The 15203-nt window shown below is 75.1% G+C and carries 11 protein-coding genes and 1 pseudogene; 8 read left to right on the top strand and 4 right to left on the bottom strand.

The genetic code is table 11. The features are described from left to right. The first annotated feature begins 79 nt into the window (after nt 1-79). Nucleotides 80-1045 carry a DUF4349 domain-containing protein gene (locus tag DEF28_RS12875; protein WP_158562809.1) on the top strand — a complete coding sequence of 322 codons (966 nt, stop codon included), beginning with the start codon at nt 80-82 and terminating at the stop codon, nt 1043-1045. Between the two features lie 78 nt (nt 1046-1123). On the opposite strand, the gene hemE is transcribed toward DEF28_RS12875, so the two are convergent. Further along, entirely contained in the window at nt 1124-2098 is a 975-nt protein-coding gene (gene hemE / locus DEF28_RS12870; protein WP_233515277.1) for a uroporphyrinogen decarboxylase, read from the bottom strand. Nucleotides 2099-2390: 292 nt separating this feature from the next. Between hemE and DEF28_RS12865 the strand changes: the two genes are divergently transcribed. The 4 genes from DEF28_RS12865 to DEF28_RS12850 all read left to right on the top strand — a co-directional run bounded on the left by DEF28_RS12865 (nt 2391) and on the right by DEF28_RS12850 (nt 6609). Next, a complete protein-coding gene (locus DEF28_RS12865; protein ID WP_114396041.1) occupies nt 2391-2972 on the top strand; it encodes a DUF3000 domain-containing protein in 582 nt (193 codons plus the stop codon). Nucleotides 2973-3065: 93 nt separating this feature from the next. Further along, nucleotides 3066-4334, top strand: coding sequence for an HRDC domain-containing protein (locus DEF28_RS12860; RefSeq protein WP_114396042.1), 1269 nt, complete (start codon nt 3066-3068; stop codon nt 4332-4334). Between the two features lie 178 nt (nt 4335-4512). After that, a complete protein-coding gene (locus DEF28_RS12855; RefSeq protein ID WP_114396043.1) occupies nt 4513-5457 on the top strand; it encodes a tetratricopeptide repeat protein in 945 nt (314 codons plus the stop codon). Between the two features lie 549 nt (nt 5458-6006). Continuing rightward, nucleotides 6007-6609: a tetratricopeptide repeat protein gene (locus DEF28_RS12850; RefSeq protein ID WP_158562808.1), complete on the top strand. Its 603-nt coding sequence runs from the start codon at nt 6007-6009 to the stop codon at nt 6607-6609. Between the two features lie 183 nt (nt 6610-6792). Here DEF28_RS12850 and DEF28_RS29130 read toward each other — a convergent pair. Continuing rightward, a pseudogene (locus DEF28_RS29130) lies at nt 6793-6852 on the bottom strand (hypothetical protein); the annotation flags it as partial. Between the two features lie 826 nt (nt 6853-7678). On the opposite strand from DEF28_RS29130, the gene DEF28_RS12840 reads away from it, so the two are divergent. Together DEF28_RS12840 and DEF28_RS12835 are read left to right on the top strand one after the other, a co-directional pair. After that, a complete protein-coding gene (locus tag DEF28_RS12840) occupies nt 7679-8881 on the top strand; it encodes a thiolase family protein (protein ID WP_114396045.1) in 1203 nt (400 codons plus the stop codon). Then, nucleotides 8878-10971 carry a 3-hydroxyacyl-CoA dehydrogenase NAD-binding domain-containing protein gene (locus DEF28_RS12835; RefSeq protein ID WP_114396046.1) on the top strand — a complete coding sequence of 698 codons (2094 nt, stop codon included), beginning with the start codon at nt 8878-8880 and terminating at the stop codon, nt 10969-10971. Before DEF28_RS12840 ends, DEF28_RS12835 begins: the two co-directional genes overlap by 4 nt. A gap of 172 nt (nt 10972-11143) precedes the next feature. On the opposite strand, the gene DEF28_RS12830 is transcribed toward DEF28_RS12835, so the two are convergent. Next, nucleotides 11144-11287: a hypothetical protein gene (locus tag DEF28_RS12830; RefSeq protein ID WP_181874189.1), complete on the bottom strand. Its 144-nt coding sequence runs from the start codon at nt 11285-11287 to the stop codon at nt 11144-11146. A gap of 270 nt (nt 11288-11557) precedes the next feature. Beyond that, nucleotides 11558-13750 carry an MMPL family transporter gene (locus tag DEF28_RS12820; RefSeq protein ID WP_114396047.1) on the bottom strand — a complete coding sequence of 731 codons (2193 nt, stop codon included), beginning with the start codon at nt 13748-13750 and terminating at the stop codon, nt 11558-11560. A gap of 202 nt (nt 13751-13952) precedes the next feature. On the opposite strand from DEF28_RS12820, the gene DEF28_RS12815 reads away from it, so the two are divergent. Beyond that, entirely contained in the window at nt 13953-14708 is a 756-nt protein-coding gene (locus DEF28_RS12815) for a TetR/AcrR family transcriptional regulator (RefSeq protein WP_114396048.1), read from the top strand. Nucleotides 14709-15203 lie beyond the last annotated feature (495 nt).

Genomic DNA, 15203 nt, shown 5'->3' with positions numbered 1-15203 from the left:
CGGCCCCGTGATCGCGAACCGTGACAGGCTCGTGATGGGCCGGCCGCAACGCGGATCACGCGGGCGGCGTCGGACGGGCATGCATCCTTCACGCACCGCGCGGGGCCTGCTGGTCCCGCTGCTCGCATCACTGCTGGCCGGCGCGCTGCTGGCCGGCTGCTCGCCGTGGTCGGAGTCGGGGTCGGCGGAACTGGCGCAGAGCGCGCCCGCCCCGGCCGACGCCCCCGGGGCCCGGGACGGGGCCGCGGCCGCCGATGCCGGCGCGGCCGTCGGCGCGGACGTGGATGTGAGCGAACGCACGGTCGTGCACACCGCGGACATGAGCGTCCGGGTGGCCGACGTCGACGAGGCCGCGGACGCGGCCCGGGAGAAGGTGGCCGAGGCCGGCGGGTACGTGGCCGGCGAGTCGCTGGGCGGCGACGGACCGGCCGGCGCCACGCTGTCGGTGCGGGTCCCGGTGGACCGCTACGAGGAGGCGCTCGACGCCTTCGGCGACCTGGGCGACCGGCTGCGCCTGGAGCGCACGGTCGAGGACGTCACCGAGGAGGTCGCCGACGTCGAGTCCAGGGTGGCGTCCGCCCGGGCCACCCTGGAGCGGCTGCGCGCGCTGCTGGACGACGCGGACAACGTGCGGGACGTCCTCGCGGTGGAGAGCGAGATCAGCACCCGCCAGGCCGAGCTCGAAGCGCTGCAGGCCCGCCAGCAGGCGCTGGCCGGGCAGACCGCCTACGGCACCGTCAACCTGGAGCTGCTGCCGCCGCGCACCGCCGCCGACGGGGAGGGCTCGGGCGGCTTCACGGACGGCGTGCTGGCCGGCTGGGCGGCCCTGCTGGCCGTACTGCGCGGCGCCGCGACCGCCGCCGGCTGGCTGCTGCCCTTCCTCGCGGCCGCCGCGCTCCCGGGGGTCCCCGCCTGGTGGCTGTGGCGCCGGCGCCGCCGCTCCCGGAGCACGGCCGAAGCCCGGGAGGCCGCCGCGGAGTCCGCCGACGGCCCCGCGGGGGATGAGCCGGCCGGCTCCCCCGCCGCGGACCGGGCGCCGTCCTGACGCCGCGCCCGCACCGGCCGTCCCCTCCGGGGGGGCCGGCGGGCGTACTCGGACGGCTCCGCCCGGCGCGCCCGCGGTTCACGCCGCGGCCGCGGACTCCTCGTGCACGAACTCCGTGAGGCGGGCCAGCGCGTCGGGGTCGGTCGTGGGCAGGACGCCGTGCCCGAGGTTGAACACGTGCCCCTCGGCCGCACGGCCGCGGGCCAGGACGTCGCGGGCGCGCTCGGCCACCACGTCCCACGGCGCGAACAGCGTCGCCGGGTCGAGGTTGCCCTGCAGCGCCCGGCCCGGCCCCACCCGCCGGGCGGCCTCGTCCAGCGGCACCCGCCAGTCCACTCCGACGACGTCCGCGCCGGCCTCGCCGAGCAGTCCCAGCAGTTCGCCGGTGCCCACGCCGAAGTGGATGCGCGGCACGTCCAGCTCCGCCAGCCGTTCGAAGATCCACGCGGTGTGGGGCAGCACGCTGGTGCGGTAGTCCTCGGCGCTGAGCGCGCCCACCCACGAGTCGAACAGCTGGACGGCGCTGGCGCCGGCCGCGACCTGCGTCCGCAGGAAGCCGAGCGTGACGGCCGACAGGCGGCGCATCAGCTCCGCCCACAGCTCGGGCGCGCCGTACATCATGGCCTTGGTGTTCTCGTGGTTCTTCGACGGCCCGCCCTCGATCAGGTACGAGGCCAGCGTGAAGGGCGCGCCCGCGAACCCGATGAGCGGGCGGTCGCCCAGCTCACCGACCAGCTCACCGATCGCCTCGGTGACGAAGGGGACGTCGTCGGGCTCCAGGTCGCGGAGCCGCCGCACACCCCCGGCGTCGCGGATCGGGTCGGCGACCACCGGGCCGACGCCGGGTTTGATGTCGAGGTCGAGGCCGATCGCCTTAAGCGGCACCACGATGTCGCTGAAGTAGATCGCGGCGTCCACGCCGTAGCGGCGCACCGGCTGCATGGTGATCTCGACGATCATGTCGGGCCGCGCGCACGCGTCCAGCATCGGGACGTCGGCGCGCACCCGGCGGTACTCGGGCAGGGAGCGGCCGGCCTGGCGCATGAACCACACCGGCGTGTGCGGCACCGGCAGGCGCCGGCAGGCGCGTAGAAAGGGAGAGTCGTGCAACGTCACACCGTCGATCGTGCCATGCGCCGCGGGCTGGTCCGCCCCGGGGGCGGGCCGCGCCGGCGGTAACGGCTCCATGCCGCCACACATCCCAAGATCATCACAAAACACCGACACGCCGGAAAAGCTCCCCGGGGCCGGGCGTGACTCGTGCCACCGTCGAGGGGCGGCCACCGGTTCTCCGCGATCGGCGGCGCGAAGTGGCGGTTCCAAGATTAAGGCTGACGTTTCCATCATGCCCCCTGTCGGTAGGGTCGACGATGCGCCTCCCGCGTTCCAGCGAGCGGTCGAGAGCCTGCGCAGAACGGCCGTACGGCCCGAGGTGAAGGTCGAGGACATCCCGGCCCCGCAGCGGCTCGCGCCGCACGCGGTCGCCATGTCGGCGACCGTCCGGCTGGAGGACGACGACGTCGCCTTCGGCCGGCTCATCGTCCTCTACGATCCGGAGGGCACCCGCGAGTGGCCGGGGCCGTTCCGGGTGGTCGCCTACGTCGGCGCGGAGCTGGAGCCCGAGATCTCGGTCGATCCGCTGCTGGGGCAGGTGGCGTGGAGCTGGCTGGCGGAGGCGCTGGCGGGCCGCGGCGCCGACCACCGGGCGCTGAGCGGCACCGTGACCCGGGCGACCACCGAGGGGTTCGGCACCAAGTCGGACCAGCCGACCTCCACCGAGCTGGAGCTGCGCGCCTCATGGTCGCCGACGGACGAGGACCTGTCCGGGCACATGGCGGCGTGGCTGGACCTGCTCGCCTCGGCCGCGGGTCTGCCGCCCGTCGACGTCACCGACATCTCCCAGCGCCGGCCGCGGCAGGAGGGCTGAGGGAGCCGGCGCGGCGCCCGGCCGGGCGCCGCGCGGGCGCGGTCCCGGGTGCCGGGGCGCCGCCCCGCCGCTGGGAGCGCATACCGTAGTGCTGTGGCGAACGTGCTGAACTCGAAGACAGGTGATCCGGAACCCGAATCCCAGGACGGGCGCGATGTCGAGCCCGCGCCCCTCCTACGGGAGCCACGTGAGGGCCTGCCACCGGTCGTCGGCGACGCGGCGCACCTCGCCCGTGTCGTGGCGGCGTTCGCCGATGGTGCGGGGCCGGTCGCCGTGGACGCCGAACGGGCCTCGGGTTACCGCTACGGGCAGCGCGCCTACCTCGTCCAGCTGCGCCGCGACGGCGCGGGATCGGCGCTGATCGACCCGATCGCCTGTCCGGACCTGGGCGAGCTGAACGCCGCGGTGGACGGCGCCGAGATGGTGCTGCACGCCGCGCACCAGGACCTGCCGTGCCTGAGCGAGGTGAACCTGCGCCCCGCCCGGCTGTTCGACACCGAGCTGGCCGGCCGGCTGCTCGGTTACCAGCGGGTCGGCCTGGGCTCCATGGTGGAGAGTGTGCTCGGGCTGCGGCTGGCCAAGGAGCACTCCGCGGTGGACTGGTCGGTACGGCCGCTGCCGGAGGACTGGCTGCGCTACGCCGCCCTCGACGTCGAGATCCTGGTGGAGCTGCGCGACGCCCTGGAGGGCGAGCTCGCCGCAGCCGGGAAGCTGGAGTGGGCGCGCGAGGAGTTCGCGGCCGTCCTGGCCGCTCCCCCGAAGGAGCCGCGGCCCGATCCGTGGCGGCGCACGTCGGGCATCCACCGGGTGCGCAACCAGCGCGCCCTGGGCGTGGTGCGGGAGCTGTGGCAGGAGCGGGACCGCATCGCCCGCGAGCGCGACATCTCCCCCGGCCGCGTGCTGCCCGACGCCGCGATCGTCGAGGCCGCCCTGGCCATGCCGCGCACCGCGCCCGACCTGACGGCGATCAAGCCATTCACGGTCCGGCTGGCCCGCCGCTACGTCTCCACGTGGATCAAGGCGGTGAACCGGGTCCGCGACATGGCGCCGGCAGAGCTGCCGCAGCCGAGCGCGCCGGGCGACGGCCCGCCGCCGACCAACCGCTGGGCTGACCGCGACCCGGCGGCGGCCCGCCGCCTGGAGGCGACGCGGGCCGCGGTGAGTGCCATCGCGGAGCGTGTCGCGATGCCCACCGAGAACCTGCTGCAGCCCGATGCCGTCCGCCGCCTGGCGTGGGCGCCGCCGGTCCGGCCCACCGAGGCGGCGGTCGCCGAGCACCTGCGCGAGCACAACGCCCGCGAGTGGCAGATCGGCCTCACGTCCGAGGCGCTGACAACGGCACTTCGGCGGTCCATGGGGTAGCCGCCGGCGGTCCGGGCGCGGTGCCCGCCGCGCCCGGCCGGCGGCCGCCGGACCAGGCCCGGGACCAGCGGTTCCGCACCTTCTGCGAAGAGTGACCGAACTCACGGGGGATGTCGTCCGAGTAACGGCCCCCAGCACAGGCGAACGCCGACTAAGTTACTGAATCGTGTTGTTGTTGATGCGGAACAGCAAGGTGCGGTGGCGGAGCGCGCTCGGGCGTGCCGGGGTGGTGAGTGTGGTGTCGCTGTGGCGTTCGCTGCGTCGCCTGGGTGAGCGGGCCGGCGCCGTGGCGCCGGACGCCCACGAGCCGCCGGCCCCGGCCGCACCCGGCTCCGGCGCGACCCCCGCGCAGCGCGCCGCGTGGCTGGAGCGCACCCTGCACGAGTACGTCGACACCCTCGGTGCCGACCATCCGCGCAGCATCGCCGCGCGCAACAACCTGGCGAGCAAGTACGCCCAGATCGGCCGCCGCACGGCGGCCATCGAGCAGTTCGAACGCGCCCTGGCGGACTCCGTGTCGGCGCTGGGCGAGGAGCACCCGCAGACCGACGTCATCCGGGAGAACCTCGCGCTCTGCTACGAGGACGCCGCCCGGTACGCGGACGCGGGCGCCCAGTGGGAGGTCCTGCTGCAGCAGCGCCAGCAGCGGCTCGGGGCGTCGGCGGCGGAGACCGTCACCGCGCGCACCCGGCTGGCCTACGCCTACCGCAGGACCGGGCGCTCCGACGCCGCCATCGCGCACTACGAGCGGGCGATCGAGGACTCCACCGGCGCCGCCTCCGAAGAGCTGGAGAACCTGCGCATCGGGCTGGGACGCGCGTTCCGGGCGGCCGGCCGCCACGACGACACGGTCCAGCAGCTGCGCATGGTGCTGGCGCAGCGCCGGCGCCGGCTCGGCGGCCGCCACCACGACACCCTGGTCATCCACCACCAGCTCGGCCGGGCCTACCGCGACGCCGGGCGCGACCCGGAGGGGATCGAGGCCCTCGAGGCCACCTACCGCAACTGCCTGTCCGCGGCCGGCGATCCGGAGGTGCGGATGCTGGCCATGCGGGTGCGCCGCGACCTGGCCGGCGCCTACCGGGCGGTCGGCCGGGCCCGGGACGCGGCCGCGCTGTACTGACGGCGCGAGCGGCGCGTGCGGCGCGGCGCCTCGTGGTCGGCGGCGCGGTCGTCGTGTGGTCGGTCCGCCACGCGCACGGTACCGCCCCGGAGCGGCGCGGCACGGCGGACCGCTACCCGGACTGCCGCGAGGCCCGCTCGCTGCGCCGCCGCGGACCGGCCGGGCGGCTGCTGGTCCGAGTTCCGGCGGGGCACCGGCCGGCTGGTCCCCGGCGGCCTGGTCCCCTCCGGAGCCGTGTGCACCGCGCAGGACGTCCGGGCGAACCCGCACGAGCCCGGGCGGGTGCGGGCCGTCCTCGACGAAGCGGTCGCCGGGGGCTGGCGGATGGAAGCCCCCGGGACCGAGCGGGCCGGCGGCTGGCCCCTCCTCGCCGCGGCCGTCCGGCGCGGGCGTGCGGCGCCCGCCCCAGTGGCGGCGGCGATGGTGCCGCGGGCTCGGCTGGCTAGGCCACTCTCACCAAACTGCCCGTTTTGCGACTGGCAGGGTTAGCCGAGCGATCGATGTGGAATGTTACGCATCGGTTATTCAGGCGACGCGGGACGGAGCGCCGTGGAGCGGGTCAGACTGGTGCGCTTGGTCGGTCAGGTCGTGGTGGCCGCCGTTCTGGGCGGGGTCCTGTGGTCGGAGGGGCACGCGTCGGCCGGGGCCGCGCTGTTCCTGATGCTCGCCGTGGGGTTCCCGGCCGCGTCCTGGTGGCTGTTCGAGCGGCCGCGCCCGGTCCCGGCGGCGGCGGCGCTGGAGCAGCGGCTGCGGGCGGACGCGTGCGCGCTGGCGCACCACACCGCGCTGCTCGGCCCGGGGCATCCCGCCACGCTGACCAGCCACGACGACCTCGCCCGCGGCCACCTGCTCGCCGGCCGGCCGGAGCTGGCGATCCGCCACTACCAGGTGGCACTCACCTACGCCATCCACGCCAGCGGCCCCGACGGCTCCGAGACGCTGCGCATCCGGCGCCGGCTGGCCGAGGCGCACCGCGCCGCCGGCCACCTCCCCCAGGCGATCGCCCACCTCAGCCGCGCCTGCGCCGACGCCGCACGCCGCTACGGGCCGGAGCACCGCACCACGTCGGGGTGCCGGGCCCAGCTGGCCGCGGCCCGCGCGGCGACCGCGGGAAGCGTCCCCGTGGGCAGCGCGGGCGCCGACCCGCGTTAGGCGCGCTGGCCGGTGAGGTGGGTAGCGCGGGATGCGGGTGGGACGCCGATCGCGGTGTGGCACCGGTGGTGCTTGGAGTGGTGCGCCCCTCCCGGGCGCGCTCGCCGGTGTTGGGCCTCTGACTGGTAAGGGTGTGCGCAGGCCCAACTCCTGGAGCAGGGTCCGGTTGAAACGTTCGACCTCGCCGTTGGTCTGCGGCCGATAGGGGCGGGTGCGTTTGGGCGTGATCTGATGGGCGGCCATGAGTTCACGCCGGTCGTGGGACCGGTAGGCGTCGCCGTCGTCGGTCGGCCCCCGCTCCACTCTGGTTCCGACCGAGGCGCCGCCGTGGCGGGCGAGGACGCGGTGGACGGTGGCGGCGGGCATGCCCGGGTGTCCGGCGGTGCGGGCCGGTCCACGGCGTCGGGTGGTGCGGGGAGGGCGGTCCTGTGGCCGGGTCCGGCCGCATGACCGTCGCGGGGCGGCGCGGCGGGCTGGCGAGGCGGCCTGGGCCCGGATCGAGCCGGTGCCGCCAACGCCCGATGGCCAGGGTCGGCGGCGGCATGCTCACCGCCCGATCGCTCCCGATCGCCCCTGCCGGGTCCGCGTGCCCCTCGCACCCCAGCCGCGTGCTGGTGCACGCGGGCGGACCAGGAGCCGACGCCGACGGTCCACCCCACGTCACCGGCGCCGTCCCTGTCCCGGACCGCCTGCGGCAGCCAGCCCGGCATCGGCCCTCGGACCCACCAGCGCGGCCGCACCGCCGGGTGCGCCAGCACGCCGTCCGCTCCGACCGAACCGCGCGGCCGCGATCCGCCACGGCAGGCCGGCCGCGATCCGCGGTCGGTCCGTGCCCGCGCCCGCCAACCGGATCCGGCCACGCGGCCTCCGCCGCCCCCGGGAGCGGGCCCCGCCGGCCAGGGTCGGCGGTGCCGGCGGCGGGTGCCGTCCCGACTCCGCGCGGCCCCGGGACGGCACGCCCCGGCGGCGGAAAGCCTGACCGGGTCGCCGACTTCGCTCGCACTCGTAGTTACTCACGAGTAGCATGAGGGGAGCAAGTCCACCGTCCACGTGAGCAAGGAGGGCGACCGTGCCGCGAACTGCCCGAGACGTCGTTTTTGTCGACGGGGTGCGCACCCCGTTCGGCAAGGCCGGCAAGGGCCTCTACGCCGAGACGCGCGCCGATGACCTCGTGGTCCGCGTCATCCGCGAGTTGCTGCGCCGCAACCCCGGACTGCCGCCGGAGCGCGTCGACGAGGTCGCCATCGCGGCCACCACCCAGATCGGCGACCAGGGCCTGACCATCGGCCGCAGCGCCGCCCTCCTGGCCGGGCTGCCGCGCAGCGTCCCGGGCTTCGCCGTCGACCGGATGTGCGCCGGCGCGATGACGGCCGTGACCACCACGTCGGCCGGCATCGCCTTCGGCGCCTACGATGTCGTCATCGCCGGCGGCGTGGAGCACATGGGCCGGCACCCCATGGGCGAGGGCGTGGACCCCAACCCCCGCTTCCTGTCCGAGAAGCTCGTCGCCCCCTCCGCGCTGGTCATGGGCAGCACCGCGGAGAACCTGCACGACCGCTTCCCGGGCATCACCAAGGAGCGCGCCGACGCCTACGCCGTGCGCAGCCAGGAGAAGGTCGCCAAGGCCTACGCCGACGGCCGGCTCCAGCCCGACCTGGTGGAGGTCCTCGTCCGCTCGGCCGAACTCGGCTACGGGCTGGCCACCGCCGACGAGCCGCCGCGGCCCGGGACCACCATGGCCGGGCTGGCCGGCCTGAAGACGCCCTTCCGCGCGCACGGCAACGTGACCGCGGGCAACTCCGCCGGGCTCAACGACGGCGCCACCGGCGCCGTCCTCGCCGCCGAGGAGGTGGCCGCCGAACTCGGGCTGACCGCCCGGATGCGGCTGGTGGACTTCTCCTTCGCCGGAGTGGAGCCGGAGTTCATGGGGGTCGGCCCGGTGCCCGCCACCGAGCGGCTGCTCGCCCGCCAGGGCCTGGAGATGTCCGACATCGGGCTGATCGAGATCAACGAGGCGTTCGCGGTCCAGGTGCTGGCGTTCCTGGAGCACTTCGGACTCGACGACGACGATCCGCGCGTCAACCCGTGGGGCGGGGCGATCGCCCTCGGCCACCCGCTCGCCTCCTCCGGCGTGCGGCTCATGATGCAGCTCGCCCGGCTGTTCGCCGAGCGCCCGGACGTCCGCTACGGGCTCACCACGATGTGCGTCGGCATGGGCATGGGCGGCACGGTCCTCTGGGAGAACACCAACTGGGAGGGGAACGCCAAGTGAGCAGCCCGATCGACCAGGCCCGCGCGCTGTTCGACGACGAGGTCGTCACCAGGGCCCTCTCCCGGGACGTCGAGCTCCCCTACGGCGCGGGGACCGCCGTGCTCATCACCCTCGACAACGGCCACGACCACACCCGGCCCAACACGTTCGGGCCGGGCGGGCTGCGCAGCCTGAAGGAGGCCATCGAGGCCGCGGCGGCCCGCACCGACATCGCCGCGGTCGCCATCACCGGCAAGCCCTTCATCTTCGCGGTCGGCGCCGACCTCAACGGCGTCCCCCGGATCCAGAACCGCGAGCAGGCGCACGCCATCGCCCAACTCGGGCACGACGTGCTGCGGCGGCTCGGCGAGATCGACGTGCCGACCTTCGCGTTCATCAACGGCGCCGCCATGGGCGGCGGCGCGGAGGTGGCGCTGCACTGCCGCTACCGCACCGTCTCCTCCGGCATCGCCGCCTTCGCCTTCCCCGAGGTGTTCCTCGGCCTGGTCCCCGGCTGGGGCGGCACCTACCTGCTGCCGCGCCTCATCGGCGCCGAGCGGGCGCTCAAACTCATCATCGACAACCCCCTCGCCCAGAACCGGACGATCAAGGGGCCCGAGGTCTTCGAGCTGGGGGTCGCCGACGCGATCTTCGAGCCGGCCGACTTCGTCGAGGAGTCCCTGCGCTGGGCGGCGCGCGTGGTGAAGGGCGACGTCACCGTCGAGCGCCCGGAGGTGGACCGCGGCGAGGCGTGGGACCGGGCGGTCGCCGACACCCGGTTCGCCGTCGAGGGCCGGCTGCACGGCGCCGCGCCCGCGCCGCTGCGGGCGCTGGACCTCGTGGCCGCGGCCAAGGACCGCGGCCGCGACGAGGGGTTCGCCGCCGAGGACGACGCCCTGGCGGACCTGCTCGTCAGCGACGAGCTGCGGGCCGGGCTCTACGCCTTCGACCTCAACCAGAAGCGTGCCCGCCGGCCCGCCGGCGCCCCGGACAAGGCGCTGGCCCGCCCGGTCACGAAGGTCGGCGTGGTCGGCGCGGGGCTGATGGCCGGGCAGCTCGCGCTGCTCTTCGCCCGCCGGCTGGAGGTCCCGGTGGTGCTGACCGACCTCGACCAGGACCGCCTGGACCGCGGGGTCGGCTATGTGCACGGCGAAGTCGACCGGCTGCTGGCCAAGGGCCGGGTCTCCGCCGACAAGGCCAACCGCCTCAAGGGCCTGGTCAGCGGTTCGCTGTCCTACGACGCCTTCGCCGACGCGGACTTCGTGATCGAGGCCGTGTTCGAGGAGATGTCGGTCAAGAAGCAGGTGTTCGCGCAGGTGGAGGCGGTCGTCTCCGACGCGGCGGTCCTGGCCACCAACACCTCCTCGCTCTCGATCACCGAGATGGCGAGCGGGCTGCGGCACCCGGAGCGGGTGGTGGGCTTCCACTTCTTCAACCCGGTCGCCGTGCTGCCGCTGCTGGAGATCATCCGCGGCGAGCGGACCGACGACGCCACCCTCGCCACGGCGTTCGCCGCGGCCAAGGGTCTGAAGAAGAGCGCGGTCCTGGTCAAGGACGCGCCGGCGTTCGTGGTGAACCGGCTGCTCACGCTGTTCATGGGCGAGGTGCTGGCCGCCGTGGAGGAGGGCACCGATCCGGAGGTCGCCGACCGCGCGGTGGCGCCGCTCGGGCTGCCGATGCCCCCGCTGCTGCTGCTCCAGCTGGTCGGCCCGGCGGTGGCCCTGCACGTGTCGGAGACGCTGGCCGCCGCGTTCCCGGACCGGTTCCGGGTATCCGGCCAGCACCGGGCCCTGGTCGAGGCCGGGAAGACGGCGATCTACGGGCCGGACTTCCAGATCGACCCGGAGGTCCGGGCGCTGTTCGAGGGCGGCGACCGGCCCTCCGCCGAGCCGGAGATCCTGAACCGCGCGCTGGAGGCGCTGGCGCGCGAGATCCGGATCATGCTCGACGAAGGCGTGGTCGCCGAGCCCGCCGACATCGACCTGTGCCTCATCACGGGGGCGGGGTGGCCGTTCCACCTGGGCGGTATCACGCCGTACCTGGACCGGACCGGCGTCTCGGAGAAGGTGAACGGCGCCCGGTTCCACCCCGGGGGCCTGAAGGCGGTCTAGCACGGCGTGTCCGGGAGAGCGCGGCCGCGCTCTCCCGGACACGGCCGTCACTCCCCCTCCCCCGGCGGTCGGTCGCGGCGGAGCTGCGCGTGGACCCGGCGCAGCTCCTCGCCGAGGGCCGCCGCGCGCGAGGGGTGGGCCCGGTCCGCCCGGTACAGCGCCACCACCGGAATCACCCGGGAGGTGCCCCCTGGTAGTGCGCGAAGAGGGGCACCCGCTCCGCCTGTGCGGCGTAGAGCCGGTCGCGCTCCGCGCCGCGCACCTCGACCGCGGTCGCGGGCCAGGCCGTCACCTCCCGTCCGTCACCGGTCTCCACGGTGACCCCTTCGACGGCCCGATGAGCGTGAACGAGATCGCCGCCCGGAGGAGCACCGCCCGGCGATCGACGCCTGGCTGTCGCGGGGGGGCACGGGCGTGGCGGGTGGCCCTGGAGCCGCTCACCCCGGCCGAGCGGCGGCTGTTCGTCGACACCATGCTCACCTACGAGCGGGCGGTAACCGAGGACGGCTCCGACGAGGGGTGACCGGGGCCGGAGACGCCGAAGGGGAGCACCGCCCGCGGCGGCGCTCCCCCCTCATCGGCCCGGTCAGCGCACCGGTGTGAGCCGGTCGTCCGGCACGCGGCCGGCCGCCGGCACCTCCTCGCTCTCGGTGATGCCGACCCGGTCGTGCAGCCGGCGCAGCGGCCTGGGCAGCCACCAGTTGGCCCGGCCGAGCAGCCGCATCGTGGCCGGTACCAGCAGTGCGCGGACCAGGGTGGCGTCCACCGCCACCGCGACCGCCAGGCCGACGCCGATGATCTTGAGGAACAGCAGCTCCGACGATCCCATGGCGGCGAGCACCACGACCAGCAGCAGCGCGGCGCTGGTGATGATCCCGCCGGTGCGCTGCAGTCCCACGGCGACCGAGTGCGCGTTGTCGCCGGTGGCCAGGTACTCCTCGCGGACCCGGCTGAGCAGGAACAGCTCGTAGTCCATGGCCAGGCCGAAGGCCACGATGAGGATGAGCACCAGGTAGGTGGGGTCGATCGTCCCCACGGCGTCGAACCCGAGGAGCCCGCCGAGGTGGCCCTCCTGGAAGCCCCAGATGACCACGCCCAGCGAGGCGCCGAGCGACAGGAACCCCATCAGGACGGCCTTCACCGGCAGCACGAGGGAGCCGAACGCCAGGAAGAGCAGCACCAGGGTGACGGTGACGATGAAGACGAGCGTCCAGGGGACGGCGTCCACGATGCCCGCGACACTGTCCAGCTGCTCCGCCGCCGCACCGCCGACCAGGACCTCCCGCGCGCCGTCCGGTCCGGCCTCCGCGCGCACGTCGCGCACCAGGTCGGCGGTCGCCGCGTCGTCGGCCTCGCCCTCGTAGTTCACCGCGAGGTGCGCGACGTCGCCCTCCGCGCGCAGCAGCGCCGCGCCGCTGGCGCCGTCCAGCGCCTCCAGCCGCCGCACGTAGTCCGACATGTCCTCGTCGGCGACCGCGCCGGCGACCGCGACGTCGAGCGTGCCGGTACCGCCGCCGTAGAAGTCGTCGCGCAGGGCCTCCATGGCCGTGCGGCTGCCGGCCTCCTCCGGGAGGTAGCGGTGGTCGGTCATGCCGAGCCGGCTGGACAGCAGGGCGGAGGCGGAGACCAGGAGCAGCACGCCGACGACCAGCACGTAGCGGATCGGGCGCCGCATGACGTTGTGCGCCAGGCGGGCCCACGGGCCGGTGCGCTCCGACGCGCCGGCGGGCCGGGCCCGCCGCGGCCAGGGCAGCCGTAGCGCGTCGATCCGGTGCCCGATCACCGCGAGCAGGGCGGGCAGGACCACCAGGGCGGCGACCAGGTCGAACAGCACCACGGCGATGCCGCCGAGGCCGATGGAGCGCAGCATCGGCTGCGGGAAGAACAGCAGTCCTCCGAAGGCGATCAGCACGGTGACGCCGGAGAACGCGACGGTGCGGCCGGCGGTCGCCAGCGTGGTGGGCAGCGCCGACCGCGCGTCGCCGCCGCGGGCGAGCTCCTCGCGGAACCGGTTCACCATGAACAGCCCGTAGTCGATGGCCAGGCCCAGGCCGAGGATCGTGGCGACGTTCACGGCGAACACCGAGACCTCGGTGACGTAGGTGAGCGCGCGCAGCAGCACGAGGGAACCGAGGATCGCCAGTCCGCCGACCGCGAGCGGCATGAGGGCGGCGACCACGCCGCCGAAGATGGCCACCAGCAGCACGAGCAGGATCGGCAGCGAGATCATCTCGGCGCGCACGACGTCGCTCTCGGCCCGCGCGGAGAGTTCGTGCTCCATCGGGATCGCGCCGGCGAGCGAGGTGTCGAGCGGGCCGGCGTCGAGGTCGGCCTGGATCTCCTCGAAGTTCGCCATCCGCTCCTCCCGGCTGTCCCCGGCCAGGGTGATGGCGACGTAGGTGGCGTGCTGGTCCTTGGAGACGAGCGCCCCGCGCTCGCGCTCGGACAGCCCCTCGTCGAGGTAGCTGGTGACGGAGGCGGTGGCGCTCTCGGGGAGGCGGTCCACGGTCCGCTGCACCGCGGTGGCGAACGTGGGGTTGTCCACGGTGATCTCTGAGCTGCGGTAGACGGCGATGACGTCGACCGCGTCATGCCCGAGCTCCTCCTCGATCAGCTCGGTGGCGCGGGAGGACTCGGCGTCGGGGTCGCGGAAGCCGCCGTCGCTCACCGCGCCGAAGAGCCCGCCGCCCCACCCGACGGCGAAGACCAGGAACAGGGCTGTCGCGGCGAGCAGCCAGATCCGAGCGCGGTAGGCGAAGCCGCCCAGCGCGGAGAACATGAAACCGCCTCCCGGGTGTTAGGTTGGTGAATGGGCGTCATGAAAGTGAACGCCGTTAGCATACGGTGTTCACCGAAGCGCTCGACACCGACCATGTCAAGGTCGCGTCGCGGCCGGCCGGGCCGCGCGCGGCAGCACCGAAGGACGGAACGTGGCTGATCAGGCGGCACCCAGCGGCCCGACGGGGGACCCGTCGCGCGGCATGTCCCGGCGGGAACGTGTGCGGGAGACCACACTCGCCGAGATCAAGACCACCGCCCGCCGGCACCTGACCGAGCACGGGCCGTCCGGAGTGTCGCTCCGCGGCATCGCCCGGGACATGGGGATGACCGCCCCGGGGCTGTACCGCTACTTCGCGAGCCTGAGCGACCTGCTGCTGGCCCTCCAGGCCGACTTCTTCACCGAGCTCGCCGAAGCCGTGCGCGGCGCCAGCGAGACCGTCCCCGAGGACGACCTCGACGGGCGGATCCTGGCCGCGCTGCGCGCCTTCCGCTCCTGGGCGGTGGCCAACGAGAGCGAGTTCACGCTGCTGTTCGGGCCGCCGAGCCACGAGCACGCCGGCTGCCCGCACGAGGGCGAGGCACTCGCCGCCAGCCAGGCGTTCTCGGCGATGTTCTTCACGCTGTTCGACCAGCTGCTGGAGGAGGAGCGGTTCCCGGTGCCGCCCGAGAGCGAACTCCCGCCGGAGCTGACCGAACGGCTGCTCGCGTTCGCCGAGCACACCGGCTTCCGCTCACCGAACGTCTCCCCCGGCGCGATGCGCGTGCTGGTCGCGTGCTGGGTCCGGCTCTACGGGCTGGTCTCCATGGAGGTCTTCCGGCATCTGACGTTCGTCATGGACGACATGCGGCCGATGTTCGAGGCGGAACTGGGCGCCATCCTCGCCACCGTCGGGGTGCGCTACCGGCCGCCGGACGACGGGGACCTGCCGCGGCAGGCGGGTCCCGGCCGGCGATGACCGTCGGCGTGGCGCGCGGGGGTCCGGCGAACGGCCGGTGAGCCCGGCGTCACCCGTCGCTCTGCGGCCGGTGGAGGCAGCGTCCGCCGGTGGGAAGGGGTGGACGCGGCGTCCACATCCGGGCCGGCGGTCCGGCCAGCGCCACGCCGGGACCGCCGGCGAGACCTCCGCGCGGGCGCCGGAGCGCCCGCCCACCGACATGCGGCCGGGAGGAGGCGCCACCGGGCGGTCGCCCCCGCCGGAGCTGCCCGGCCGGATTCCGGCTCGCGAACGCGGCGAGCGGGGGACGCACACGTCCGGGACCGGTCTTCGGCCCGCCTCCTGAAGCGCGCGCCGTTGGGGGACCGCACGACGCCGGGGAGGACGGACTCCCCGCGGCTACGGCCGAGCGAACGCGTGCCGGTCCTCGATCCCCGCCCGCCCGGCCGCGCTCCGGGCTCGCGCTGGTGGCGCGGTCCGGCACGGGCGGCTCGCAGCCACGGAGGGCGGGACGGG

It is taken from the genome of Marinitenerispora sediminis, from assembly GCF_003336425.1.
Lineage (GTDB): Bacteria > Actinomycetota > Actinomycetes > Streptosporangiales > Streptosporangiaceae > Marinitenerispora > Marinitenerispora sediminis.
The sequence above is the reverse complement of the archived record's forward strand: the minus strand, read 5'-3'. Positions and strand labels throughout refer to the sequence as shown.